Consider the following 25187-nt stretch of genomic DNA (forward strand, 5'->3'; position numbering starts at 1 on the left):
ACAACAGAGTAAAACGTAAGAATCAAACTACAGGTAAGCTCTATTTGCAGTAAGCGTAAACTTAGCATGCTTCTTGACAGGCGTCTAGCGGACAATGTGAAAAACACGGTAACCCGCTAAACACCTGGCTTAGGTCATCCCGACCGATTACAGATTAGCTGTTAAGAACTCTTTCAACTGACCTTTCGACAGTGCGCCAACTTTAGTTGCTGCGACTTCGCCGCCTTTAAATAACAGCAGGGTAGGAATACCACGGATGCCATATTTAGGGGCAGTACCTGGATTTTCATCGATGTTCAGTTTCGCGATGGTCAGCTTGCCTTCGAACTCAGTGGCAATTTCATCCAGAATCGGAGCGATCATCTTACATGGTCCGCACCACTCTGCCCAAAAATCGACCAGCACCAGCCCTTCGGCTTTCAATACGTCGTTGTCGAAACTGTCATCGGTCAGGTGAATAATTTTATCGCTCATGTTTACTCCAAAGGATTATCTTTACCTTGTTGATGTAGCATTAACCAACATCAGGTTGACTTTATTTCACCGGATACGCTTTCGTAAAGCAATAGTTAGCTGATATTCTACCACACTATGAGCAAAACACACTTGACCGAACAGAAGTTTTCCGACTTCGCCCTGCACCCGCTGGCAGTAGAAGCCCTTGAAAAGAAAGGCTTCCATTACTGTACTCCTATTCAGGCATTGGCATTGCCAATCACGCTCGCTGGGCGTGATGTTGCAGGTCAGGCGCAAACCGGTACCGGCAAGACGCTGGCTTTTTTAGCGTCTACTTTCCATTATCTACTTTCTCACCCTGCTGCGGAAGGTCGTCAGACTAACCAGCCGCGTGCCTTGATCATGGCACCTACGCGTGAACTCGCGGTGCAGATCCACTCCGACGCCGAAGCATTATCTGAATCTACCGGGCTGAAATTAGGCCTGGCATATGGCGGCGACGGGTACGATAAACAGCTAAAAGTGCTGGAAAGCGGCGTGGACATCCTGATCGGAACCACCGGCCGTTTAATCGATTACACTAAACAGAACCACATCGACCTGGGCGCGATCCAGGTGGTGGTACTGGATGAAGCAGACCGCATGTTCGATCTGGGCTTCATCAAAGATATCCGCTGGTTGTTCCGCCGGATGCCTCCTGCTAATCAACGCCTGAACATGCTGTTCTCAGCAACGCTTTCCTATCGTGTGAAAGAACTGGCGTTCGAAAACATGAATAATGCCGAGTCGATTGAAATCGAACCGGAACAAAAAACCGGCCATCGTATTAAAGAAGAGCTGTTCTATCCTTCAAACGAAGAAAAAATGCGCCTGTTGCAGACGCTGATTGAAGAAGAATGGCCGGATCGCTGCATTATTTTTGCCAACACTAAACACCGTTGTGAAGATGTCTGGGGCCATCTGGCGGCCGACGGACACCGTGTCGGTTTGCTGACCGGTGACGTTCCGCAGAAAAAACGCCTTCGTGTTCTGGAAGACTTCACAAAAGGCACGCTGGATATTCTGGTTGCGACCGACGTTGCTGCCCGTGGTTTGCACATTCCTGCCGTAACGCACGTCTTTAACTATGACCTGCCTGACGACTGTGAAGACTATGTGCACCGCATTGGCCGTACCGGTCGTGCAGGTCTGAGTGGTCATTCCATCAGCCTGGCATGTGAAGAATATGCCCTGAATCTGCCGGCAATTGAAACCTATACCGGCCACAGCATTCCGGTCAGTAAATACAACAGCGATGCGCTGTTAACTGATTTGCCTCCTGCAAAACGTCTTGCCCGCTCGCGCACCGGTAACGGCCCGCGTCGTAACAGTAATTCGTCTTCACGTCGCAGCAGTGCACCACGTAGCAACCGTAAACGTCCGGGCTGATAACCTATGCTAAGTTCCACCTCACTGTATGCAGCGATTGATCTGGGTTCTAACAGCTTTCACATGCTGGTTGTTCGTGAGGTGGCAGGCAGTATCCAGACCCTCGCCAGAATTAAACGCAAAGTGCGTCTGGCCGCCGGTCTGGATAAACAAAATCTGCTTTCTCAGGAAGCGATGCAGCGTGGCTGGCAATGCCTGAAGTTATTTTCTGAAAGATTGCAGGATATCCCGCGCGACCAAATTCGTGTCGTTGCCACCGCAACGCTGCGTCTTGCCAGTAATGCCGATGAATTCCTGGGTAAAGCTCAGTTAATTCTCGGTTGTCCTATTCAGGTCATTACCGGTGAAGAAGAAGCCCGTCTGATTTATCACGGCGTTGCCCATACCACGGGCGGGCCGGATAAACGTCTGGTCGTCGATATTGGCGGTGGCAGCACAGAACTGGTGACCGGCATCGGAGCTCAGGCCACCACGCTTTATAGCCTTTCGATGGGCTGTGTCACCTGGCTGGAGCGCTATTTTGCGGATCGAAATCTGGCCAAAGAAAACTTTGATCAGGCTGAACAGGCGGCAACAGACATGATCCTTCCTGTTGCTCCCGAGCTGATTGCGAATGGCTGGCAGATCTGTGTCGGCGCTTCCGGTACCGTGCAGGCCTTACAGGAAATCATGGTCGCTCAGGGCATGGATGAACACATCACGCTGCCTAAACTTCAGCAGCTCAAACAGCGTGCCATTCAGTGCGGCAAGCTGGAAGAGCTGGAGATTGAAGGTCTGACCCTTGAACGTGCGCTGGTTTTCCCGAGCGGATTGTCTATCCTGATAGCCATTTTCAAGACCCTGAACATCGAAATGATGACTCTGGCGGGTGGCGCATTGCGTGAGGGCCTGGTTTACGGCATGCTGCATTTGCCGATCGAGCAGGATATCCGCCAGCGTACGCTGCGGAATCTGCAACGCCGTTACCTGCTGGACAATGAGCAGGCCGAGCGGGTGGCACAACTGGCTGAGAACTTTTCGCTGCAGGTAGCTCAGGAATGGAAGCTGGATGCCCGTGCCCGTGAACTGCTTAACAGTGCCTGCCTGATCCACGAAATTGGCCTGAGTGTGGATTTCAAGAAAGCCCCCCATCACGCAGCCTATCTGATCCGTCATCTGGATCTGCCGGGTTTCACACCGGCGCAAAAAAAGCTGCTGGCGACGTTACTGCAAAACCAAAACAACACGCTTGATTTACCGTTGCTCAATGAACAAAACGCCGTGCCACCGCGTCAGGCACAACGTCTTTGTCGTATTCTGCGTCTGGCGATCATATTTGCCAGCCGTCGACGCGACGACACATTGCCTGCAGTGCGTTTACGCGCCAATGATGATGAACTGAGTGTGATTGTGCCACAGGGTTGGCTGGAACAGCATCCGCTGCGCGCTGAAGAATTAGAGCAGGAAAGCCACTGGCAAAGTTATGTCCACTGGCCACTGTTTGTCGAAGAACAGTGACCGGCAGCTGTAAAAAGTTATAGCGTAAAGCAGAGAGCTGATTCATCAGCCTCTGCTTTTTTAATGGCTAAGATTTAATGGCTAATTGCCGCCTTTTGCTTTCGCCAGTTGCTCGCGGATTTTCTCCAGGTGGCTTTGCCCTTTCACCATGCGTTCCTGCGCGCTCACTACTTTACGTTCGCTTTCCCAGGCCAGGTCATCCTGCGGTAATTCCAGCAGGAAGCGGCTCGGTTCCGGGCGGATCAGCTCGCCGTACTGACGCCGCTCACGACAGAGTGTAAACGTCAGCTCTTTTTGTGCCCGGGTAATCCCCACGTAAGCCAGACGCCGCTCTTCGTCCACGTTATCTTCGTCGATGCTGCTCTGATGCGGCAGCAAACCTTCTTCCATACCGACCAGATACACATAAGGGAACTCCAGTCCTTTAGAGGCATGCAACGTCATCAGCTGAACCTGGTCCAGCTCTTCGTCGTTCTCGCCACGTTCCATCATGTCACGCAGCGTAAAGCGGGTGACCACCTGCGTGAGCGTCATTGGCTCATCCAGATCGGTGCCTTCCAGCATTTCCGTCATCCAGCTGAACAGCTGATTGACGTTTTTCATGCGCATTTCAGCGGCTTTCGGGCTCGGAGAAGTTTCAAACAACCAGCTTTCGTAATCAACACCGTGGATCAAATCCCGCACCGCCGCAACCGGTTCACGTTCTGCCAGCGCAGAAATATTGCCCATCCAGTGTGTGAAACGTTGCAGGGATTCCAGCCCGCGCCCCGTCAGATACTGACTCAGCCCCAGATCAAAACTGGCTTTAAACAGCCCTTTATTGCGCTGATTGGCCCATTCCCCCAGTTTTTGCAAAGTGGCGGCCCCGATTTCACGACGTGGCGTGTTAACGATACGCAGGAATGCACTGTCATCGTCCGGATTGGTGAGCACACGCAGATAAGCCAGCAGGTCTTTAATCTCTGGCCGCGAGAAGAAGGAAGTGCCGCCAGAAATCCGGTACGGGATACGGTTCTGCATCAGCATTTTTTCGAACAAACGCGACTGATGGTTGCCACGGTACAAAATCGCGTAATCACCATAAGCAGTTTTATTGATGAAGTGATGGGCAATCAGCTCGCCGACCACCCGCTCGGATTCATGATCTTCATTATTTGCCGTCACTACTTTCAGTGATTCGCCATAAGCCAGCTCTGAGAATAAACGCTTCTCGAACACATGCGGGTTATTGGCGATCAGAATGTTGGCGGCTTTCAAAATACGCTGCGTGGATCGGTAATTTTGCTCAAGCTTGATAACCTGTAACTGCGGAAAATCTTCTTTCAGCAACACCAGGTTTTGCGGCCGCGCCCCGCGCCAGGAGTAAATTGACTGGTCATCATCACCCACCACGGTGAAACGTGCGCGGTTGCCGACCAAAAGTTTCACCATCATATACTGACTGGTGTTGGTGTCCTGATATTCATCGACCAGCAGATAACGCAGCTTGTTCTGCCATCGCTCTCGCACCTCTTCATTACTTTGTAGCAATAGCGTTGGCAGCAGGATCAGGTCATCGAAATCAAGAATATTACAGGCTCGCATATGGTCATGATAAAGGCCGTAGCAGTGCGCGAAGATTTGATCGCGTTCTGATCGCGCCAGACCGGCAGCATGGGCAGGATCAACCAGATCGTTTTTCCAGTTTGAGATCGTCGATACCAGCTGCTGCAATAATGTCTTGTCGTTCTCCAGCCATTTTTCGCTCAGTTCTTTAAGCAGGGCCAGTTGGTCCTGATCATCAAATAAAGAAAAATTAGACTTCATGCCCAGGGCAGCATATTCGCGTTTGATAATTTCCAGCCCGAGCGTGTGGAACGTCGCAATCAGCAAGCCACGTGCTTCTTTGCGCCCGAGGGTTTGTGCGACGCGCTCTTTCATTTCGCGTGCGGCCTTATTGGTGAAAGTCACCGCTGCGATGTGGCGCGCCTGATAGCCACATTCGCGGATCAGGTGTGCGATTTTATTGGTAATCACCCTGGTTTTGCCGGAACCGGCACCCGCCAGAACCAGGCAGGGTCCGGTGACAAATTCCACGGCATGTTGTTGACTGGGGTTTAATCGCATGGCGTATCTTTGCTCACCTGATAGACAAGGACGGCGATTGTAGCAGAAACACCGCCTGAGATTGACAGGCTTTACGGCGCAATTTGTTGTGTATGGAATGCAGGCCGGATTCCCCCGGCGGGGTTTCAGATGTTACATTACGCCTCTGGAAACACTCTCGTAAAAAGGTCTTATCATGGCAAAAACTGCCGCAGCAATGCATATCCTGGTTAAGGAAGAAGCACAGGCACTCGATCTTCTTGAACAACTGAAGAATGGTGGTGATTTTGAAAAACTGGCTAAGAAGCATTCTACCTGCCCGTCAGGCAAGAAAGGCGGCCATTTAGGTGAATTCAAGCAAGGCGCCATGGTGCCTGCTTTCGATAAGGTGGTTTTCTCCGCACCCCTGATCGAGCCTCAGGGCCCGCTGCACACTCAGTTCGGTTACCACATCATTAAGATTTTGTACCGCAACTAAGTTCTGTCTTTGTCAGCACCCAAAGAAAGGGCACCGCATTTTCATGCAGTGCCCTTTTTATTATTTCTTAGAGACCCGAATAATTCGAGTTACAGGAAGGCGGCAAGCGAATGACAAATCGGTCGGGAACCGATTTGAACAGCGCTCGCGCTGGCCCGCAGGGTGAGCCTCAGGGACAAGGCTCATTAATCCCGATGACCTTACTCAGGTAAGTGATTCGGGTGACCGAACGCAGCCAGCACATCTGTAGCTTGAAGTATGAAGGGGGATCAGCTTGCTACCGCGATACGCTTCATATCAGTCATATAGCCACGCAAAGTGCGGCCGATTGACTCAATGGGATGGTTGCGGATCGCTTCGTTAACGTCGCGCAGTTGCGCGTTATCAACCTGCGTTTCAGCCACTGATTTGCCCAGATCGCCTGCCTGCAGCGTGGTCATGAACTCTTTCAGCAATGGCACGGCAGCGTTAGCGAACAGGTAGTTACCGTATTCAGCCGTATCCGAGATAACCACATTCATTTCGTACAGACGCTTACGTGCAACGGTGTTGGCGATCAGCGGCAGTTCGTGCAGTGATTCGTAGTAAGCAGATTCTTCGATGATGCCGGACGCCACCATGGTTTCGAAGGCCAGCTCAACGCCCGCTTTCACCATCGCAATCATCACAACGCCGTGGTCGAAGTATTCCTGCTCGGAAATTTTACCGTCGAACTGCGGTGCATTTTCGAACGCGGTTGCGCCCGTTTCTTCACGCCAGGTCAGCAGGTTTTTGTCGTCGTTCGCCCAGTCAGCCATCATGCCGCTGGAGAATTCGCCGGAGATGATGTCGTCCATGTGTTTCTGGAACAGTGGCGCCATGATCTCTTTCAGTTGTTCGGACAGCGCATAAGCACGCAGTTTCGCCGGGTTGGACAGTCGGTCCATCATCAGCGTGATGCCGCCTTGTTTCAGCGCTTCGGTAATGGTTTCCCAGCCGAACTGCAACAGTTTTTCTGCGTAGGCTTCATCAACACCGTCAGCAACCAGTTTGTCGAAGCACAACAGAGAACCCGCCTGCAGCATGCCACACAGGATAGTCTGCTCGCCCATCAGGTCAGATTTTACTTCAGCCACGAAGGAAGACTGCAGAACGCCCGCACGGTGACCGCCGGTGGCTGCTGCCCAGGCTTTGGCAATCGCCATGCCTTCGCCTTTCGGGTCGTTTTCCGGGTGAACCGCGATCAGCGTCGGTACACCGAAACCACGTTTGTATTCTTCACGCACTTCGGTACCCGGACATTTCGGGGCAACCATCACCACGGTGATGTCTTTACGGATTTGCTCGCCCACTTCAACGATGTTGAAGCCGTGGGAATAACCCAGGGTTGCGCCGTCTTTCATCAGAGGCTGAACCGCTTTTACCACCGCGCTGTGCTGTTTGTCTGGCGTCAGGTTAACCACCAGATCAGCCTGCGGGATCAGTTCTTCGTAGGTGCCGACTTTAAAGCCGTTTTCGGTCGCTTTACGCCATGAAGCTCGCTTCTCAGCAATGGCTTCTGCACGCAGGGTGTAGGACACATCCAGACCGGAATCACGCATGTTCAGCCCCTGGTTCAGGCCCTGTGCACCACAGCCTACAATCACCACTTTTTTACCTTTGAGGTAGCTGGCTTCGTCCGCGAATTCATCGCGACCCATGAAGCGGCATTTGCCCAGTTGTGCCAGCTGCTGACGCAGGTTCAGTGTGTTGAAATAGTTAGCCATGTCTTGCTCCGTTCTATCGAGGTAAGTGCTGTTATTTTTTGTTTCACCGGTGAGCCGGTGAACGCCGTGAATTCACTATATGTCATGCGACACATTGCTTAAATTGATATATTACGAAGATGATGTTGCAGATTCTGCAATATACTTCGTTTGATTCCTGTGAAACTAAAAAGCCGGGTATTCGATATGGACTTACGTGATCTGAAACTGTTTTTACATCTGGCGGAAAGCCGCCATTTTGGCCGTTCGTCAAAGGCGATGCATGTCAGCCCGTCCACATTGTCACGCCAGATCCAGCGGCTGGAAGAAGAACTCGGCCAGCCGTTATTTCAGCGTGATAACCGCACCGTGCAACTGACCAGTGCAGGTGAACAACTCAAAAACTTTGCTCAGCAAACGCTGCTGCATTATCAGCAACTGCGCAGCGGGCTGGATCAGCATGGCCCGACACTGAGCGGCGAATTGCGACTTTTTTGCTCGGTAACCGCCGCCTACAGTCATCTGCCGCCGATCCTTGACCGTTTCCGTGCGCAGCATCCGCTGGTAGAAATCAAACTCACCACCGGTGATGCCGCCGATGCGGTTGAAAAAGTTCAGTCCACCGAAGCGGATCTGGGGATCGCTGGTCGTCCGGAAAGTTTGCCGGGCAGCGTCGATTTCACACAGATCGGCGAAATCCCGATGATCCTGATTTCTCCTTCCCTGCCTTGCGCCGTACGCACACAGGTCAGCGAACCGCATCCGGACTGGTCACAAATTCCGTTCATCCTGCCGGAGCATGGTCCGGCACGAAAACGCATCGACGTCTGGTTTAAACGCAACCGCCTGAGCAATCCGCTGATTTATGCCACGGTATCCGGCCATGAAGCCATTGTCTCGATGGTCGCGCTCGGTTGCGGTATCGCACTCATTCCGTCCGTCGTGGTCGATAACAGCCCGGAACCGGTGCGCAACCGTATTTCCATTCTGGATAACGTCACGCTCGGCGCGCCGCTGGAACTGGGCGTCTGCGTGCAAAAAAAACGCCTGAACGAACCCCTGATCGACGCGTTCTGGCAATTGCTCTGAACGTTTACACCATAAAAAAGGGGCACTTTTCAGGTGCCCCGTTGAGTTTAGCCCGCCAGGAAGAAGCGGAACGCCGGATTATCACTTTCGTTATGACAGTCATAACCCAGTGCCGACAGGTTCTTTTCAAATTCCGGTTCTTGTTCGTTCAGCTCAAAGGCCGCCAGCACACGGCCAAAATCGGTGCCGTGGCTACGGTAATGGAACAACGATATATTCCAGTGCGTACCCAGCGTGTGCAGGAATTTCAGCAACGCGCCCGGTGATTCAGGGAATTCAAAGCTGTAAAGCCGCTCGCGCAGAGGCTTGGTCGGACGGCCGCCCACCATGTAACGGACATGCAGTTTCGCCATTTCATCATCGGACAAATCCACGACCTGATAGCCGTCATGATTGAGTTCCGCGATGATTTCCTGACGTTCCGCATGGCCGCGTGTCAGACGCACACCGACAAAAATGCAGGCATTATCCGCATCGGCGTAACGGTAGTTGAACTCCGTTACCGAACGGCCACCCAGCAACTGACAAAACTTCAGGAAACTGCCTTTACGCTCAGGAATAGTCACTGCCAGCAGCGCTTCACGTTGCTCACCCAGTTCACAGCGTTCCGACACATAACGCAGACCGTGGAAATTGACGTTCGCGCCGGAAAGCACATGCGCCAGTCGCTCACCCTGAATATTGTGCTGCTGCACATATTTTTTCAGCCCCGCCAGCGCCAGCGCACCGGAAGGCTCAGCAATGGCGCGGACGTCTTCGAACAAATCTTTCACGGCAGCGCAAATTGAATCACTGTCGACGGTGATGACGTCATCAAGATATTCGCGACACAAACGGAACGTTTCGTTGCCGATACGTTTCACTGCCACGCCTTCCGCAAACAAACCCACACGCGCCAGATCAACCGGTTCACCGGCATCCATTGCCGCGCGCAGGCAGGCAGAATCTTCAGCTTCGACACCGATGACCTGAATCTGTGGCATCAATTGTTTGATCAGCACGGCGACGCCGGCGGCCAGACCACCACCGCCGACCGGGACGAATACGCGGTCAAGATGCGCATCCTGTTGCAGCAACTCCATTGCCAGCGTGCCCTGCCCGGCTATCACCGCCGGATGGTCAAATGGCGGCACAAACGTCATGCCCTGTTCCTGCGACAGCGTGATCGCTTTGGCTTTCGCCTCATCGAAATTGGCGCCATGCAGCAAAACTTCGCCGCCGAAGTTACGCACGGCATCCACTTTGATATCTGCTGTGGCAACCGGCATCACAATCAGCGATTTGATGCCTTTTTTGGTCGCCGATAACGCAACACCCTGCGCGTGATTTCCCGCAGACGCGGTGATGACACCACGCGCAGCCTGTTCTTCCGTCAGGCTGGCGATCATCGAATAGGCGCCGCGCAGTTTAAAACTGTGAACGGCCTGGCGATCCTCCCTCTTCACCAGAATGGTGTTACCCAGCCGGGAAGAGATCTTTTCCATGACCTGCAAAGGCGTCACCTGCGCGACTTCATAAACCGGCGCACGCAGTACGGCACGCAGATATTCTGCGCCGCACGGCTGGTCGGGTAGAGGTTGTGATACCGCCATGACTGTCAGCCTCCCAGCTTAGACTTGTCGCGTACTGCGCCTTTGTCCGCGCTGGTTGCCAGCAATGCGTAAGCACGCAGCGCCAGAGAAACCACACGTTCACGGTTTTTCGGCGTCCAGGCTTTGTCGCCGCGGGCCAGTTCAGCTTCGTGACGCGCCGCCAGTTCTGCCGCGGGCACATCCAGCACCATTTTGCGGTTTGGAATATCGATGTCGATGATGTCGCCATCTTCCACCAGCGCAATCAGACCACCGCTGCCCGCTTCCGGAGAAACGTGACCGATAGATAAACCGGAAGTGCCGCCCGAGAAACGGCCATCGGTGATCAGCGCACACTCTTTGCCGAGCCCCATGGATTTCAGGTAAGTGGTCGGATACAGCATTTCCTGCATGCCCGGCCCGCCTTTCGGCCCTTCGTAACGGATAACCACAACGTCGCCGGAAACCACTTTGCCGCCGAGGATCGCGGAAACGGCATCATCCTGGCTTTCGTACACTTTTGCCGGACCACGGAAGGTCAGGTTGGATTCATCCACGCCTGCGGTTTTAACGATGCTGCCCGCTTCGGCGATGTTGCCGTAAAGCACGGCCAGACCACCGTCTTTACTGAATGCATGCTCAAACGAACGGATACAACCGTCGGCGCGGTCATCATCCAGCGTGTCCCAGCGGCAGTCCTGCGAGAAAGCCTGCGTGGTGCGGATACCGGCGGGACCCGCGCGGAACATTTTTTTCACGGCTTCGTCTTGGGTCAGCATAATGTCGTACTGATCCAGCGTCTGGTTCAGGGTCAGGCCCAGGATGTTTTTCACGTCGCGGTTCAGGAGATTAGCGCGATCCAGTTCCCCCAGAATCGCCAGCACGCCCCCTGCCCGGTGCACATCTTCCATGTGATATTTCTGGGTGCTTGGCGCGACCTTACACAGATGCGGCACTTTGCGTGACAGACGGTCAATGTCGGTCATGTCGAATTCAATTTCGCCTTCCTGCGCTGCCGCCAGCAGATGCAGTACAGTGTTGGTCGAGCCGCCCATCGCGATATCCAACGTCATGGCATTTTCGAAAGCCGCTTTGCTGGCAATGCTGCGCGGCAGTGCGCTGACATCGTCCTGCTCGTAATAACGTTTGGTCAGCTCAACGATGCGACGACCGGCATTCAGGAACAGATCTTTACGGTCAGCATGGGTAGCCAGCAATGAACCGTTACCCGGCTGGGAAAGCCCCAGCGCTTCGGTCAGACAGTTCATAGAGTTTGCGGTGAACATCCCGGAACACGAACCGCAGGTCGGACAGGCAGAACGTTCGATTTGTTCGCTGTCGGCATCGCTGACGTTCGGGTTTGCGCCTTGAATCATCGCATCGACCAGGTCGAGTTTGATGATTTTGTCAGACAGTTTGGTTTTCCCGGCTTCCATCGGGCCACCGGAAACAAAGATCACCGGAATGTTCAGGCGCAGTGACGCCATCAGCATTCCCGGAGTGATTTTGTCGCAGTTGGAAATACACACCATGGCATCGGCGCAGTGCGCGTTAACCATGTATTCCACCGAGTCAGCAATCAGTTCACGTGAAGGCAATGAATACAGCATGCCACCATGCCCCATGGCGATCCCGTCATCCACCGCGATCGTGTTGAATTCTTTCGCCACGCCGCCGGACGCTTCGATTTGTTCAGCAACCAGCTTACCCAGATCGCGCAGGTGCACGTGCCCCGGTACAAACTGGGTGAATGAGTTAACGACGGCGATAATTGGCTTACCGAAATCGTTGTCCGTCATGCCAGTGGCACGCCATAAAGCGCGGGCACCAGCCATGTTGCGGCCATGAGTCGTGGTGTGGGAACGGTACTTAGGCATGCTCTGTTCACTCCAAATCATTTCTGTTTAGCAGGCTGCGCCATCGCCGCCTGCGCAATTCTTATTCTTTTGATTATTGAGGGTTAATTGGATCCAGCCAACCCCATTTGTCTTCGGTTTTGCCGGTGAACAGGCCGAAGAATGCATCCTGAATTTGTTTGGTGACCGGACCCCGTTTGCCGATACCGACCTGGATGCCGTCAACACTGCGCACCGGCGTGATTTCTGCGGCGGTGCCGGACATGAAGACTTCGTCTGCCAGATACAGCGATTCACGGGACAGAACTTGCTCACGCACTTCCAGTCCCAGATCTTTCGCCAGTTTAATAATAGCGTCACGGGTGATACCCGGCAGCGCGGAAGAGGTAAACGGAGGCGTGAATAAAATGCCTTCTTTCACTTCAAACAGGTTTTCGCCAGCACCTTCAGATACATAGCCATGGATGTCCAGCGCAATACCTTCCTGATAACCGTGACGACGTGCTTCGCTGCCGACCAGCAGGGAAGACAGGTAGTTACCCCCCGCTTTGGCGGCCGTTGGAATGGTGTTTGCTGCAACGCGGTTCCATGAAGACACCATCGCATCGATGCCCTGTTCCAGCGCTTCTTCACCCAGATACGCGCCCCACGGGAAGGCTGCGATGATTACATCAGTTTTGTAGCCGTCCGGCGGGTTAACGCCCATTCCCACATCGCCAACAAACACCAGCGGACGGATATAGGCACTGACCAGATTGTTTTTGCGCAGAGTTTCACGGCAAGCTTCCATCAGCTCATCCACGCTCTGGGAAACAGGCATACGATAAATTTTTGCGGAATCGCGCAGACGCTGCATGTGTTCACGGTGACGGAATACGACCGGGCCTTTATGGGAGTCGTAGCAACGCACGCCTTCGAAAACGGAAGTGCCGTAATGCAGTGCGTGTGACATGACATGGACTTTAGCTTCAGCCCACGGCACCATTTCACCATTGAACCAAATGTAATCAGCTTTCTTCGTCATTCTTCTCGTTCCTTTACTCACGCATTCGCGCGTATTTGTTGTGATGTATGTTGCTGGATCTCGACACACGCGACATCCATAAGTTTGCGTAACTGTGAAGACAGTAAATCTACCGGACGCTGACTGGCAACGGTCAATTCGATATTTATATTTTCCGCATTGACCATCGGCGTCATGTTCATTGCGCACACCTGAAAACCACGGTGACGGACCACGCGTAATACGCGCTCTAACATTTCGGGACGGAAACGGGCCTGAATTGAGACGTTATGTTGCATCATGATATTTTCTCCAGCATGGTTTCGTTGCCTGCGCCCGGTGGAACCAGTGGCCAGACATTCTCATTTTCATCGATAGAAACCTGGAGCAAATACGGACCTTCACTGTTGAAGAAAGCGTCCAGAGCGGCATCGACTTGATCTTTACGGTGGATACGTTGGCCGGGGATATTGAATGCGCTGGCCAGCGTGACAAAATCGGGGTTATCGGAGAGGTTGGTTTCACTGAAGCGTCCGTCGAAGAACAATTCCTGCCACTGTCGAACCATCCCTAACCGCTGGTTATCCAGCAACAGGATTTTAACGGGCAACTGTTTTCGCTTGATGGTGCCCAGTTCCTGAACGTTCATCATGAATGAACCGTCGCCAGATACGCAGATCACCATATCGTCCGGGCGGGCAACTTGTGCACCGACTGCGGCAGGTACGCCGAAACCCATCGTGCCCAGACCACTGGAGGTGATGAAGTTTTCCGGACGGGTGAACTGCATATGTTGCGCGGTCCACATCTGATGCTGGCCAACGTCGGTGGTCACGACGGTATTGGCTGATTTACGGTCAGAGATTTGTTTCAGTAACAACGGCGCATAAATCGCTTCACCCGGGTGGTCATAGCGCCATTCGCCCTGCGCTTTCAGCGTCATCACTTCATCACGCCATGCGTTGATGTTCAGAGGTTGTTGCAGCGCCGGTAACAGCAAGTTCAGATCACCCTGCAGCGCCACATGCGCCTGACGCAGTTTGTTCAGCTCAGCCGGGTCGATATCCATGTGGATAACCACGGCATCTGGCGCAAAGGTATTCAGCTTGCCGGTCACACGGTCATCGAAACGCGCACCAACGGCAATCAGCAAATCGCAGGACTGAACGGCCAGATTCGCCGCTTTGGTACCGTGCATTCCCAGCATACCCAGATAACACGGGTCGCTGGCATCCGGTGCCCCCAGACCTTTCAACGTTGCTACCGCAGGAATACCTGTCGCAGAAATGAATTCGCGCAATGCCGGGACGGCCTGTGCGATACCGACACCGCCACCGACGTAAACCATCGGTTTTTGCGCGGTGGTGATCATGGCATAGGCTTGTTGTAATTCAGTGGCAGAGTGCGGGAACGTTTCTTCAACGGCGACCAGATGCGGCGGTAATTCACCGACGGCCAGCTGGATATCTTTCGGGATGTCGATCAGAACCGGGCCCGGACGACCGGAGCTGGCGATGGCAAAGGCTTCAGCCATGATTTCCGGCAGCGCTTCCAGAGATTCAACCAGAAAGCTGTGTTTGGTACAGGCCAGGGACAAACCTAACACATCGATTTCCTGAAAGGCATCGGTGCCAATGAAGGCGGAACCAACCTGTCCGGTGATGGCCACCAGCGGAACGGAATCTAAAAGTGCGTCGGCCAGGCCGGTGATCAGGTTGGTCGCGCCAGGACCGGAAGTGGCGATACAGACGCCGACTTTTCCGGTAGAACGGGCATAGCCGATGGCAGCCATTGCGGCACCCTGCTCATGCCGGCACAACAGGTGTTCTACGCCGCCGTCATACAATGCATCGTATACCGGCATGATTGCCCCGCCAGGATAACCAAATACAGTATTTACACCCTGCGCACGCAACGCTTGTACTACCCATTGTGCTCCGTTCATCTTTATTCTCCTGCCTTTTTGCGACAAGTGCAGAATATTATGCTGTTGCTCATTTTCCGACCCCGCCTCTCTGTTCTCTGAAATTCCTGACCAAAAAAAAAACCCCGGACCTTTCGGTGCGGGGTTTCTTTTCAGGTTCAGGCTTGTTTAATAAGCCTTTCTTCGTCCAAGTGCAGCCCCGCACGGTGGGATAATAATCACCACCACGCTAATCACGACTAGGCTAACTACGAGGAGAAGGGCTTTCATTTTTAGTTTTCTAAAATTCATATTGCGAACGATTGCCTACAGAGTTACCACAGTAAGATGATTAATGACAACACTTTTCTTGCGTTATTATTTGCAGCCCGTTGCAGAATTCGTGAAAAATCGTCTGAAAAATCAGACCTTAGCGCGATGATCAGTACTTTGATTATTTATTGTTCCGGCAATCGCTTTTCCGCGCGTATCACGGCCAAATGCTACCAGAACAGAAATCAGGATAGCGACGGTGCCGGCCACCATCGCCATCGCCAGTCCGTAATTATGCCCGTGGCTTTCTGCAATGTAGGCCTGAAGTGTCGCATTGACTGAAGCGATCAGATTACCGAGTTGGTAAACAAAACCCGGCAGAACAGCCCGCGTATTGGCTGGCACCAGTTCGGTCAGATAAGTCGGCACGACACCCCATGCGCCCTGCACCATAAACTGCATCAGGAACGCGCCCAACCCCAGCATCCATGAACCGCCGGAGAAAGCCCATAAAGGAATGACCGGCAATGAAAGTAACGCAGCAATAATAATCGCTTTTTTACGGCCAATTTTCTCCGACAGCGAACCGAAGAATACCCCACCGATAATTGACGCGATATTGTAGCTAATGGCGATTAAACTGACGGTATGTGCATCAAAACCATGCTGAACTTTGAGGAATGTCGGATAGAGATCTTGTGTACCGTGGCTGAAGAAATTAAAACCCGCCATCAGTACAACCAGATACACACACAGCTTCCAGTTTTTCTTCAGCACCGGCATCAGAGCCGTGCTCTCATTACGCTCCCGTGCCGCCAGCCAGACCGGTGATTCCTGCACTTTAAACCAGATAAATGGCAGAAGAAAAATCGGAACAGCTCCGATGACAAACATCCCGCGCCAGCCGACGGTTTCGGACAGCAGACCATACACCACCGCCGCCAGCAGATAACCAAACGGATAACCCGCCTGGAAAATCCCCGACATCACACCACGGGAACGGTCAGGTATGGTTTCCATCGCCAGAGAAGAAGCTACTCCCCAGACACCGCCCATCGCAATGCCATAAATTACGCGAAGGATGAGAAAAACCATCAGTGAAGGTGCCGCCGCAGTACACAGCTCGAAAAAAGAAAACAGTGCGATATTCACCATCAGCACCGGTTTGCGTCCATACTTTTCCGCTGCTCGTCCGAACAGCAACGCCCCAATCGGCCGCACGGCCAACGTCAGCAGAATGGCCAGTGTCACCTGTTTGATATCCACCTGAAAGGCCGAAGCAATATCACTGAGCAGGAAGACTAAAATAAAGAAATCGAAAGCGTCGAGAGTCCAGCTCAGAAAGCTGGCGATGGCAACATTACGCTGCCGGGAAGTCCAACCAAACATGGGTGAGTCCCTATTCCGGAATAACTGTAGGCGGTGCACTCACCAGGAAATTGCGGAAAACCCCTGGTCAGGCAGAGAGATGTTAATTGGTGTCTGCATTTGTTTATTTATTGTTAAATACAGCAAGATTAAACACCTCTGCCGGTATCATCGGCAACTTAATTAGGCCGCTAATTTGTTTCGAGAGCCCTCAAACTGTTAAGGAGTATTACTGTCATTGCGGGACTGCTCGCATTCCTCTAGGTTAAGCTGCTGACTTGCAGATTATTTTTCCATGACATTACACATTGCAGAAATTCTCTCCCCGAAAGCGTTCCTGACTCAGGCATGCTGCTGTCAGGAGATCTCATAGCAAAGGAAAAAGCATGTCATTAGCCGTGGTGTATACCCGCGCATCGCTGGGGGTTCAGGCACCGGGTGTCTCGGTTGAAGTTCATATCAGCAATGGATTACCCGCCCTGACATTGGTAGGTTTGCCCGAAACCACTGTCAAGGAGGCCAGAGATCGGGTTCGCAGCGCCATCATCAACTGCGGGTTCACTTTTCCCGCAAAACGCATCACCGTCAATCTTGCGCCTGCTGATTTACCCAAAGAAGGGGGCCGGTATGATTTGTCCATCGCGCTGGCGATTCTGGTGGCCTCAGAGCAACTTCAGGGCGATAAGCTTGAAGAGTACGAATTTCTGGGTGAGCTCGGTCTTTCTGGTGCGTTGCGCAGCGTGAATGGCGCGATTCCGGCGGCACTGGAGGCAAAAAAAGAAGGCCGGGTGTTGATCCTGCCGCAAAGTAATCAAACGGAAATGACGCTGCTGGAGCCCGGTGTGGCGCTGGTTGCCGGGCATTTATTGCAGGTCTGCGCGTTTATACAGGGAGAAAGTAGCCTGCCACCGATTGAATTCCCGGCACAACCGACCCGGCTTGCGCATCAGCCTGATATTGCCGATATTATCGGGCAGGAGCAATCAAAGCGCGCGCTCGAAGTAGCGGCAGCGGGAGGGCATAATCTATTACTGATTGGACCGCCCGGTACTGGAAAAACCATGCTGGCCAGCCGGTTGCCCGGATTATTGCCGCCCATGAGTAACGAGGAAAAGCTGGAAACCGCCGCCATTGCCAGCCTGGTGTATAACCCGGAAGAAAACGATGAATTCTCCCGTATTCGCCCTTTCCGTGCTCCGCATCACAGCACTTCAATGAGCGCACTGGTGGGCGGCGGCTCGTTACCCAGACCAGGAGAAATATCGCTGGCACATAACGGCGTATTGTTTCTCGACGAACTGCCTGAGTTTCAGCGGCAGGTTCTCGATGCTTTGCGCCAACCCATGGAATCAGGCGAAATCACTATTTCCCGCGCGAGGGCGAAAGTGCGCTATCCGGCAAGGACACAGCTGATTGCAGCGATGAATCCCAGCCCGACAGGACATTATCAGGGCATTCATAACCGTACGCCGCCACAGCAGGTTTTACGCTATCTGAGCCGGCTTTCCGGTCCGTTTCTCGACAGATTCGATCTGTCGATTGAAGTCCCGCTCCTGCCGCCCGGCATTTTGAGCCAGCAGAACTCGACGCCCGCGCTCAGGGAAAGTAGTGTGCACGTGCGGGAACGGGTGTTGATCGCCAGAGAAATTCAGTTAAAACGCGCAGGAAAAATCAACGCGCACCTGAGCAGCAGCGAAGTGGAGACGTACTGCGGGTTAACCAAAGCAGATGCTGAATTTCTGGAAGAGGTGCTGCATAAACTGGGATTGTCTGTCAGGGCCTGGCACCGCATTCTGAAAGTGGCAAGAACACTGGCGGATCTGGGGGGCATAGAATCGATTGAAAGGCGACATCTTGCGGAGGCGTTAAGCTATCGCAGCATGGATAGGCTATTGTTAAACCTGCATAAGAGTCTGGCATAAAAAACGGGGCATCGCCCCGTTTCATTAGTCATCACTTTCCGTGTAGTCTTCTACAGCGTCGGCCTGCGGTTTACCGCCAGACAACGTGTGGAATTTCTTCGGACGACGCGTGCGGACAATGTATTTGTTCCACACTTTTTCTGCATCCGTGACAGGTTCGCGTGTACCGCGGCAAACCTCCAGGAACAGTTTTTCTTCGTCGGTAACGGGCTCACGTTTTCCCAGATCCAGCTCGTTAAACGCGAAGCCGTAACGTTCTAGCATTTGCGCTTCTTTAATGGTGAAATCGCCATGCCGGGAGAACCCGCGAGGGTAATGTTTATTATCAAAAAAACGACTTGTCGTGGTGAAGCTTTCCGCCATCTGACACGCTCCTAATTCTCTCATGGTCGTGCTGTTATGGCGCGGAGTATTAGTTAGGCTTGACATTGTGTAAAACAAAACATTTAAATCTTAACGACAAAAAATATTGGAGATAGTTTTGGACACGGAATTACTGAAAACCTTTTTGGAGGTCAGTAGAACTCGCCACTTTGGTCGGGCGGCGGAATCCCTTTACCTGACGCAATCTGCTGTCAGCTTTCGTATCCGACAACTGGAAACTCAACTGGGCGCCAATTTATTCACACGGCATCGCAATAACATCCGCTTAACGCCCGCAGGAGAACGTCTGCTGCCTTATGCCGAGAACCTGATGTCAACGTGGCAGATGGCGAAAAAAGAGGTTGTACGCTCGTTACAGCACACAGAATTGTCGATTGGTGCCACGGCGTCACTCTGGGAAGCTTATCTGACACCGTGGATGCAGTCTCTGTACACTCAGCGGGGTACGCTGAGACTGGAGGCGCGCATTGCCCTTCGTCAGTCGCTGGTGAAGCAATTGCATGAAAGACAATTGGATTTGCTGATTACCACCGAGCCACCAAAGATGGACGAACTCTCAAGTCAGTTGCTGGGTAATTTCTCGTTACGACTTTTCTCATCAAAGAAAACGGTCAGAGGCGAACAGTCGCCCTATGTGAAGCTGGAATGGGGCGCTGATTTTCCTCAGCAGGAAAAATTACAAAATAGCGATCAGGAACCGATACTGACCACAACCTCTGCGCATCTGACGCGTCAGTTGCTGGAAAATACCGGAGGCTGTGCGTTTCTGCCTGCGCACTGGGCTAAAGAATATCCACAACTGGCCGCACATGAAGATGTTCCGCCGGTGATCCGCCCGCTTTACGCCGTCTGGCTGCAAACCAGCGATCAGCAGGTTTTGATCCGTCAGTTACTCAAAACGCCGCTGATCACTAATTTCTGACACCGTCCTGTTTCAGGACGGTTCTGGCCGCGGATGCCGCGCTCTTCTGGCTGTCCAGAAGCTGCCCATCCCTTTTTGCAATCCGATGAAAACAAACAATAAAACGCCCATCACGATTTTGGTCCACCATGAACTCAGCGTACCATCGAAGGTGATATAGGTTTGGATCAGCCCCTGAATGAGCACACCAAACAAGCTGCCTAAAACAGTGCCTACGCCACCACTCAGTAATGTCCCGCCGATCACGACAGAAGCAATAGCATCCAGTTCAACACCACTCGCTGCGAGAGCATAGCCCGCAGAAGTGTAAAGGGAGAAAATAATGCCGGATAACACCGCCAGCGTGCTGGATAGCATATAGATATAAATCGTGGTCCGCCGCACAGGCACCCCCATCAGCGCAGCCGATACATTGCTGCCACCGACGGCATAGACGTTGTTACCGAATCGCGTACGATGCGCCAGAATAATGCCGCCAAGCACCACCAATAGCATGACCAGAGCCAGCAAGGTAAAACGACCACCACCGGGCATTTTCCAGGCATAATTGGCGAGGAAGTCATAAACCGGATGATTAATCGGCAACGATTCTTCCGAAACAATAAAACTCATACCGCGCACAAAAAACATGCCCGCCAGCGTGATGATGAAAGCCGGCAGTTTCAGCGTATCAATGATCCAACCCATCAGCGCACCAAAGATAGCTCCCATCAACAGGACGATGACAAAAGCATAACCCGGTGCGATGCCATAAGTGCCGATAAGTTTCGCCAGCAAAACGCCGGTGAAAGCGATAACAGAACCTACTGACAGGTCGATACCACCTGACAAGATGACAAAGGTCATCCCCACGGCCACGATGCCAAGAAATGCGTTATCCGTGAGCAAATCAAAAAACACCCGTGTGGAGGCAAAACCAGGAAATTGCGTAAAGCAATAGGCGTATCCGGCCAGAAAAACCGCAATAGTAATCAGCAGGGGCAGATTTCTTTTGAGCATTATCCCTTCCTCCGGAACAGATTACTGAGCGAAACGCGGGGCGATTGCACCACCAGTACCGCAAGCACCACCAGCGCTTTCAGCACCAGGTTGAATTCCGGTTTGAAGCCGGAGAGCAAAATGCCGGTATTCATTCCCTGAATGATTAGTGCACCGACAACTGAAAGAAGCAGGTTAAAACGTCCACCCAGCAACGAGCCACCACCGATGACGACGGCAAGTATGGCATCAAGTTCCAGCCATAATCCGGCATTATTGGCATCTGCACCGCGAATATCGGCGGTGACGATAACACCCGCAACAGCCGCGCAAATCCCACAAATAACGTAAGTGGAGATCAGCACTAAACGAGCATTTACGCCGGCGTTATAAGCAGAACGGATATTGATACCCACGGATTCGATAAACAGGCCAAGTGCCGTTTTCCGTGTCAGCACCCAGACCAGAACCAGCATGACGACGGCAATAATCACCGGCATTGGCAGGTAGAATAAAGACCCGCTGCCGAACTGCGACAGGCCATTGTGCTCGAACGTGACGATCTGTCCTTGCGTAATCAGCTGCGCGATACCGCGCCCTGCAACCATCAGCATCAGCGTGGCAACAATCGGCTGAATTTGCAGGACAGCGACCAGAAAGCCATTCCACAAACCGCATATTGCGCCCACCCCGACCGAGGCCAGCAAGACTATCATTAGCGGATATCCTTGCACCGTCATGGTCGCGGCTGTCGCGCCGGCAATCGCCATGACTGCACCGACGGAAAGGTCGATGCCGCCGGTCGCGATAACCAGTGTCATTCCGAGTGCCAGCAAAGCGACAGGCGCACCACGGTTGAAAATATCAACCAGGCTGCCAAACAAACGGCCATCCTGAATATGAATTGAGAAAAAGCCCGGGGCGACCAGACTGTCGATCACTAATATTGCGAAGAAAGCGCCGATTTGCGTGGCGCCTTTAGGAAATACCCATCTTACTTTGCGCGGTTTTCCCGTCATTGGCAGGCTCCTGTTGTTCATCACTGTCTCCTCATTGCGCCGCAATGGCTTTCATAATGGCTGGCACGGAGATATCAGCCTGATCAATTTCGGCAACATGACGACGGTCGCGTAAGACGACAATACGATCGGCATAGCCCGCCAGTTCTTCCAGTTCAGATGAAACAACCAGTAACGCCAGGCCTTCGTCGCAAAGTTTTTCAATCAGACGAATAATTTCTGCATGCGCACCGACATCAATGCCGCGGGTAGGTTCATCAAGAATGAGGAAACGGGGATGAGTCGCAAGCCAGCGGGACAGCAACACTTTTTGCTGATTACCGCCGGAAAGATACTGAATTTCCTGTTCAGTGCCGGGCGTACGAATGCCCAGTAATTTGATAAATTTCTCGGCTATCTGATGCTGTTCCTTCATGGGCAAAGGACGCAACCAGCCACGCTGAGCCTGTAAGGCAAGAATGATATTTTCTCGCACCGTGGCCGCGCCGATAATGCCATCAGTTTTGCGATCTTCCGGGCAGTAACCAAAACCCAGTTTCGCCGCCTTTCTGGGTGTGCTGATGGTTTCTTCTTTACCATTGACGTGCGCCTTGCCACTGTCATGCCCTTTAATGCCGAAAATCAGCTGAGCGGTTTCTGTCCGTCCGGATCCCAGTAAACCCGCCAGCCCGACGATTTCACCCCGACGCACTTTTAAATCAAAATTTTCGACCACCCCGCGACGACCATAGTCTTTGAAATCGACTAACGGTTGCCCGGTCACATTTCTATGCTCAGTCCGTTTGAGCAGGTTTTCATCAAAACTGTGTCCCAGCATCATCGGCACGAGATCAATACGCGGTAAATCCACCGTTCGTTCAGACCCGACGTGCTTACCATTTCGCAAAACGGTGATCCGGTCACTGATGCGGTAAACCTGATCGAGGAAATGGGTCACGAAAATCATTCCCACCCCTTTATCACGCAATTGCATCAAAATATCGAGCAGCATACTGACTTCTTTGGCATCGAGACTGGCGGTGGGTTCATCAAGAATTAAAACCTGCGCGGACAGATCAACAGCGCGGGCGATTGCCACGATTTGCTGAATCGCGATGGAGTAGGTTGAAAGTGGCTGGCTGACATCCAGATGCAGGCCATAACCTTCCAAAAGTGCTTCGGCTTGTTGTTCCATCTTGCGCTGATTGACCAGCCCGAAACGGGTTGGCTCGCGCCCGATGAACAGATTGGCAGCGACAGAGATATTCGGCAGAAGATTGACTTCCTGATATACCGTACCAATTCCCAGCGACTGAGCATCGGCAGTATCAATTGGCTCGATCGGTTTTCCGTTAAGGAAGACCTGCCCCGCAGAACGTTTATAGACACCGGTAAGGGCTTTAATCATTGTTGATTTGCCAGCACCGTTCTCACCCAAAAGTGCGACGATCTCACCGCTTTCGAGGGTAAAGTCGACATTTTCCAGCGCTTTTACACCGGGAAATTCGACCGATAAGCCGCGCACTTCGAGCAGCGTTTTTGAAACTGGATTATCCGTCACGTCACTACTCCTGCTGCATTCGCGATAAGCGAAAAGGGAATAATTATTACCGGTTTGTCAGTAAGACAAACCGGTAAACCGGCTTAATAACCCATGTCTTTTTTCATGTCGTATTCTTTCTGAGCCATATCAGGAAGGATCAACGCGGACTGAGTCTGAATGAATTTCTTAGGCTGGGTACCATCCTTTTTCATTGCGATCAGCGCATCAAATGCCGGGCCAGCCATGTTCGGTGTCAGTTCAACAGATGCGTTTGCTTCGCCCGCTAACATCGCTTTGTAGATGTCCGGTACACCATCAATTGATACGATTTTGATTTGTGAACCCGGTTTCAAACCAGCTTCTTTGATAGCCTGGATAGCACCGATCGCCATGTCGTCGTTATGAGCGTAAACGGCACAAATGTTCTTACCGTTTTGTTCGGCCTTGATGAAGCTTTCCATTACTTCTTTGCCTTTACTGCGGGTGAAGTCTCCGGACTGCGAACGGATAATTTTGATGTTTGGCGCAGATTTCAACGCATCTGCAAATCCTTTTTTACGATTTAACGCCACACTGGCACCGACCGTTCCCTGCAATTCGACAACATTACATGGTTTGCCAGCAGCATCCTTAACCAGCCAGTCCCCCGCTACCTTACCCTCATACACGCTGTCTGAAGCCACTGCAGCGGTGTACAGAGACGGATCACTGACTTCGATCGTACGGTCTAACAGGAATACAGGGATCTTAGCTTCTTTAGCTTCGGTCAAAACCGGGGCCCAGCCCGTAGCCACAACGGGAGCGATAAAAATGGCATCAACACCTTGTGCGATGAATGAGCGTATTGCTTTGATTTGGTTTTCTTGTTTTTGCTGGGCATCAGCGATTTTCAGTGTTATGCCGCGTTTTTCTGCTTCTGATTTAGAGACTTTTGTTTCCGCAGAACGCCACCCAGACTCAGAACCGATCTGCGAAAAACCCACAACCAGCGGAGCCGCCTGAACTGTGCCACTAAGGACTGTCGCTACTGCTGCTGCCACAAATAAGCGTTTATACATATTTCTTTCCTCATGTGTAGTCTGAGCTACTTTTTGTTATGACTCGTAGGGTACGGCGAGGACGATTACCCGACATGCATTCATCCGCTACGACAGTTCTGTCGGAAAAAGGATACAAGCAATGCTGTCAGGCGCTGATAGTCGTCATAAGACGATGATTAGGTTTAGTACATAGAGAAAATGGGAGCATGAGCGAAGTCACATACGGGGAGAACAATCAATTCGTGCATGTATTCAGCCAAAACATGACAAAAAACAACTAGCAAGAATGGAGGTTTTGAGCCCTGTCGGTGCAAAAAACCCTGAACAGGGGGATTAAGAAGCAAAGATTAAACAAGGAAGAAGGGCTTCAGAAAATTAAGACGAAAAAAAACCCCTCGCTTTCGCGAAGGGTTTAAATATGGCAGGGGCGGAGAGACTCGAACTCGCGACACCCGGTTTTGGAGACCGGTGCTCTACCAACTGAGCTACGCCCCTAAATTGTGCTTACTATTATGCCTGCTAATTTAGCAGGCATAATTTTTAATAATTGGCGGAACGGACGGGGCTCGAACCCGCGACCCCCTGCGTGACAGGCAGGTATTCTAACCAACTGAACTACCGCTCCACCGGTTCTTTCACACGCATCAGCAACCGGCTGATGCCTGTTTG

21 protein-coding genes and 2 tRNA genes are annotated in these 25187 nt (G+C 52.4%); 6 read left to right on the top strand and 17 right to left on the bottom strand.

Going from position 1 to position 25187, the window contains the following annotated elements; translation table 11 throughout:
* Nucleotides 1-147: 147 nt before the first annotated feature.
* Nucleotides 148-474, bottom strand: coding sequence for a thioredoxin TrxA (trxA, locus tag ACOZIO_RS22370; RefSeq protein ID WP_013577537.1), 327 nt, complete (start codon nt 472-474; stop codon nt 148-150).
* A 117-nt stretch (nt 475-591) separates the two neighbouring features.
* On the opposite strand from trxA, the gene rhlB reads away from it, so the two are divergent.
* Nucleotides 592-1884, top strand: coding sequence for an ATP-dependent RNA helicase RhlB (rhlB, locus tag ACOZIO_RS22375; RefSeq protein ID WP_129955223.1), 1293 nt, complete (start codon nt 592-594; stop codon nt 1882-1884).
* A 6-nt stretch (nt 1885-1890) separates the two neighbouring features.
* A complete protein-coding gene (gene gppA / locus ACOZIO_RS22380) occupies nt 1891-3381 on the top strand; it encodes a guanosine-5'-triphosphate,3'-diphosphate diphosphatase (protein WP_129955224.1) in 1491 nt (496 codons plus the stop codon).
* Between the two features lie 81 nt (nt 3382-3462).
* Here gppA and rep read toward each other — a convergent pair whose 3' ends face one another.
* Complete coding sequence (rep, locus tag ACOZIO_RS22385) at nt 3463-5487, bottom strand: DNA helicase Rep (RefSeq protein WP_129955225.1); 2025 nt, start codon at nt 5485-5487, stop codon at nt 3463-3465.
* Nucleotides 5488-5662: 175 nt separating this feature from the next.
* Here rep and ppiC point away from each other — a divergent pair, with 175 nt between their 5' ends.
* Entirely contained in the window at nt 5663-5944 is a 282-nt protein-coding gene (gene ppiC, locus ACOZIO_RS22390; protein WP_015690589.1) for a peptidylprolyl isomerase PpiC, read from the top strand.
* 269 nt (nt 5945-6213) lie between these two features.
* Here the strand turns inward: ppiC and ilvC are convergent, their stop codons facing one another.
* Entirely contained in the window at nt 6214-7689 is a 1476-nt protein-coding gene (ilvC, locus tag ACOZIO_RS22395; protein ID WP_056772344.1) for a ketol-acid reductoisomerase, read from the bottom strand.
* 186 nt (nt 7690-7875) lie between these two features.
* On the opposite strand from ilvC, the gene ilvY reads away from it, so the two are divergent.
* Nucleotides 7876-8757: an HTH-type transcriptional activator IlvY gene (ilvY, locus tag ACOZIO_RS22400; protein WP_129955226.1), complete on the top strand. Its 882-nt coding sequence runs from the start codon at nt 7876-7878 to the stop codon at nt 8755-8757.
* 47 nt (nt 8758-8804) lie between these two features.
* On the opposite strand, the gene ilvA is transcribed toward ilvY, so the two are convergent.
* The 7 genes from ilvA to ACOZIO_RS22435 all read right to left on the bottom strand — a co-directional run bounded on the left by ilvA (nt 8805) and on the right by ACOZIO_RS22435 (nt 16752).
* On the bottom strand, nt 8805-10349 hold the full coding sequence (gene ilvA / locus ACOZIO_RS22405) for a threonine ammonia-lyase, biosynthetic (protein ID WP_129955227.1): 1545 nt from the start codon (nt 10347-10349) through the stop codon (nt 8805-8807).
* 5 nt (nt 10350-10354) lie between these two features.
* On the bottom strand, nt 10355-12205 hold the full coding sequence (ilvD, locus tag ACOZIO_RS22410; RefSeq protein ID WP_129955228.1) for a dihydroxy-acid dehydratase: 1851 nt from the start codon (nt 12203-12205) through the stop codon (nt 10355-10357).
* Between the two features lie 73 nt (nt 12206-12278).
* Complete coding sequence (locus tag ACOZIO_RS22415) at nt 12279-13208, bottom strand: branched-chain amino acid transaminase (protein ID WP_013577546.1); 930 nt, start codon at nt 13206-13208, stop codon at nt 12279-12281.
* 17 nt (nt 13209-13225) lie between these two features.
* Nucleotides 13226-13489, bottom strand: a complete 264-nt coding sequence (gene ilvM, locus ACOZIO_RS22420) for an acetolactate synthase 2 small subunit (RefSeq protein WP_013577547.1) — start codon at nt 13487-13489, stop codon at nt 13226-13228.
* Nucleotides 13486-15132 (bottom strand): acetolactate synthase 2 catalytic subunit, encoded by a 1647-nt coding sequence (gene ilvG / locus ACOZIO_RS22425; protein WP_421595731.1) that lies wholly within the window; start codon nt 15130-15132, stop codon nt 13486-13488. The genes ilvM and ilvG overlap by 4 nt, the downstream gene beginning before the upstream one ends.
* 147 nt (nt 15133-15279) lie before the next feature.
* Nucleotides 15280-15381 (bottom strand): ilv operon leader peptide, encoded by a 102-nt coding sequence (gene ilvL, locus ACOZIO_RS22430; RefSeq protein WP_015699153.1) that lies wholly within the window; start codon nt 15379-15381, stop codon nt 15280-15282.
* A 132-nt stretch (nt 15382-15513) separates the two neighbouring features.
* Nucleotides 15514-16752, bottom strand: a complete 1239-nt coding sequence (locus ACOZIO_RS22435) for an MFS transporter (protein ID WP_129955230.1) — start codon at nt 16750-16752, stop codon at nt 15514-15516.
* 365 nt (nt 16753-17117) lie between these two features.
* Between ACOZIO_RS22435 and ACOZIO_RS22440 the strand changes: the two genes are divergently transcribed.
* Nucleotides 17118-18653 (top strand): YifB family Mg chelatase-like AAA ATPase, encoded by a 1536-nt coding sequence (locus tag ACOZIO_RS22440; RefSeq protein ID WP_129955231.1) that lies wholly within the window; start codon nt 17118-17120, stop codon nt 18651-18653.
* Between the two features lie 24 nt (nt 18654-18677).
* Here ACOZIO_RS22440 and ACOZIO_RS22445 read toward each other — a convergent pair whose 3' ends face one another.
* On the bottom strand, nt 18678-19016 hold the full coding sequence (locus ACOZIO_RS22445; protein ID WP_013577551.1) for a DUF413 domain-containing protein: 339 nt from the start codon (nt 19014-19016) through the stop codon (nt 18678-18680).
* Between the two features lie 118 nt (nt 19017-19134).
* Between ACOZIO_RS22445 and hdfR the strand changes: the two genes are divergently transcribed.
* Entirely contained in the window at nt 19135-19959 is an 825-nt protein-coding gene (gene hdfR, locus ACOZIO_RS22450) for an HTH-type transcriptional regulator HdfR (RefSeq protein ID WP_129955232.1), read from the top strand.
* A gap of 12 nt (nt 19960-19971) precedes the next feature.
* On the opposite strand, the gene yjfF is transcribed toward hdfR, so the two are convergent.
* From yjfF to ACOZIO_RS22480, 6 genes are all read right to left on the bottom strand, one after another.
* Nucleotides 19972-20958: a galactofuranose ABC transporter, permease protein YjfF gene (yjfF, locus tag ACOZIO_RS22455; RefSeq protein WP_129955233.1), complete on the bottom strand. Its 987-nt coding sequence runs from the start codon at nt 20956-20958 to the stop codon at nt 19972-19974.
* A complete protein-coding gene (gene ytfT, locus ACOZIO_RS22460; protein ID WP_129955234.1) occupies nt 20958-21977 on the bottom strand; it encodes a galactofuranose ABC transporter, ATP-binding protein YtfT in 1020 nt (339 codons plus the stop codon). Before ytfT ends, yjfF begins: the two co-directional genes overlap by 1 nt.
* Nucleotides 21978-21987: 10 nt before the next feature.
* Complete coding sequence (gene ytfR / locus ACOZIO_RS22465; protein WP_205952706.1) at nt 21988-23469, bottom strand: galactofuranose ABC transporter, ATP-binding protein YtfR; 1482 nt, start codon at nt 23467-23469, stop codon at nt 21988-21990.
* Nucleotides 23470-23579: 110 nt separating this feature from the next.
* On the bottom strand, nt 23580-24536 hold the full coding sequence (ytfQ, locus tag ACOZIO_RS22470) for a galactofuranose ABC transporter, galactofuranose-binding protein YtfQ (protein ID WP_129955236.1): 957 nt from the start codon (nt 24534-24536) through the stop codon (nt 23580-23582).
* Between the two features lie 401 nt (nt 24537-24937).
* Nucleotides 24938-25013, bottom strand: a tRNA-Trp gene (locus ACOZIO_RS22475).
* Between the two features lie 53 nt (nt 25014-25066).
* Nucleotides 25067-25143: transfer RNA gene (locus tag ACOZIO_RS22480), tRNA-Asp, on the bottom strand.
* Between the last annotated feature and the right edge of the window lie 44 nt (nt 25144-25187).

Source organism: Rahnella sp. PD4 (assembly GCF_049199325.1).
Classification (GTDB): domain Bacteria; phylum Pseudomonadota; class Gammaproteobacteria; order Enterobacterales; family Enterobacteriaceae; genus Rahnella; species Rahnella perminowiae.

What these genes read in the sequence shown, in the direction of transcription:
- trxA (WP_013577537.1), bottom strand. Translation starts at nt 474, where the DNA reads ATGAGCGATAAAATTATTCACCTGACCGATGACAGTTTCGACAACGAC.
- rhlB (WP_129955223.1), top strand. Translation starts at nt 592, where the DNA reads ATGAGCAAAACACACTTGACCGAACAGAAGTTTTCCGACTTCGCCCTG.
- gppA (WP_129955224.1), top strand. Translation starts at nt 1,891, where the DNA reads ATGCTAAGTTCCACCTCACTGTATGCAGCGATTGATCTGGGTTCTAAC.
- rep (WP_129955225.1), bottom strand. Translation starts at nt 5,487, where the DNA reads ATGCGATTAAACCCCAGTCAACAACATGCCGTGGAATTTGTCACCGGA.
- ppiC (WP_015690589.1), top strand. Translation starts at nt 5,663, where the DNA reads ATGGCAAAAACTGCCGCAGCAATGCATATCCTGGTTAAGGAAGAAGCA.
- ilvC (WP_056772344.1), bottom strand. Translation starts at nt 7,689, where the DNA reads ATGGCTAACTATTTCAACACACTGAACCTGCGTCAGCAGCTGGCACAA.
- ilvY (WP_129955226.1), top strand. Translation starts at nt 7,876, where the DNA reads ATGGACTTACGTGATCTGAAACTGTTTTTACATCTGGCGGAAAGCCGC.
- ilvA (WP_129955227.1), bottom strand. Translation starts at nt 10,349, where the DNA reads ATGGCGGTATCACAACCTCTACCCGACCAGCCGTGCGGCGCAGAATAT.
- ilvD (WP_129955228.1), bottom strand. Translation starts at nt 12,205, where the DNA reads ATGCCTAAGTACCGTTCCCACACCACGACTCATGGCCGCAACATGGCT.
- ACOZIO_RS22415 (WP_013577546.1), bottom strand. Translation starts at nt 13,208, where the DNA reads ATGACGAAGAAAGCTGATTACATTTGGTTCAATGGTGAAATGGTGCCG.
- ilvM (WP_013577547.1), bottom strand. Translation starts at nt 13,489, where the DNA reads ATGATGCAACATAACGTCTCAATTCAGGCCCGTTTCCGTCCCGAAATG.
- ilvG (WP_421595731.1), bottom strand. Translation starts at nt 15,132, where the DNA reads ATGAACGGAGCACAATGGGTAGTACAAGCGTTGCGTGCGCAGGGTGTA.
- ilvL (WP_015699153.1), bottom strand. Translation starts at nt 15,381, where the DNA reads ATGAAAGCCCTTCTCCTCGTAGTTAGCCTAGTCGTGATTAGCGTGGTG.
- ACOZIO_RS22435 (WP_129955230.1), bottom strand. Translation starts at nt 16,752, where the DNA reads ATGTTTGGTTGGACTTCCCGGCAGCGTAATGTTGCCATCGCCAGCTTT.
- ACOZIO_RS22440 (WP_129955231.1), top strand. Translation starts at nt 17,118, where the DNA reads ATGTCATTAGCCGTGGTGTATACCCGCGCATCGCTGGGGGTTCAGGCA.
- ACOZIO_RS22445 (WP_013577551.1), bottom strand. Translation starts at nt 19,016, where the DNA reads ATGGCGGAAAGCTTCACCACGACAAGTCGTTTTTTTGATAATAAACAT.
- yjfF (WP_129955233.1), bottom strand. Translation starts at nt 20,958, where the DNA reads ATGCTCAAAAGAAATCTGCCCCTGCTGATTACTATTGCGGTTTTTCTG.
- ytfT (WP_129955234.1), bottom strand. Translation starts at nt 21,977, where the DNA reads ATGAACAACAGGAGCCTGCCAATGACGGGAAAACCGCGCAAAGTAAGA.
- ytfQ (WP_129955236.1), bottom strand. Translation starts at nt 24,536, where the DNA reads ATGTATAAACGCTTATTTGTGGCAGCAGCAGTAGCGACAGTCCTTAGT.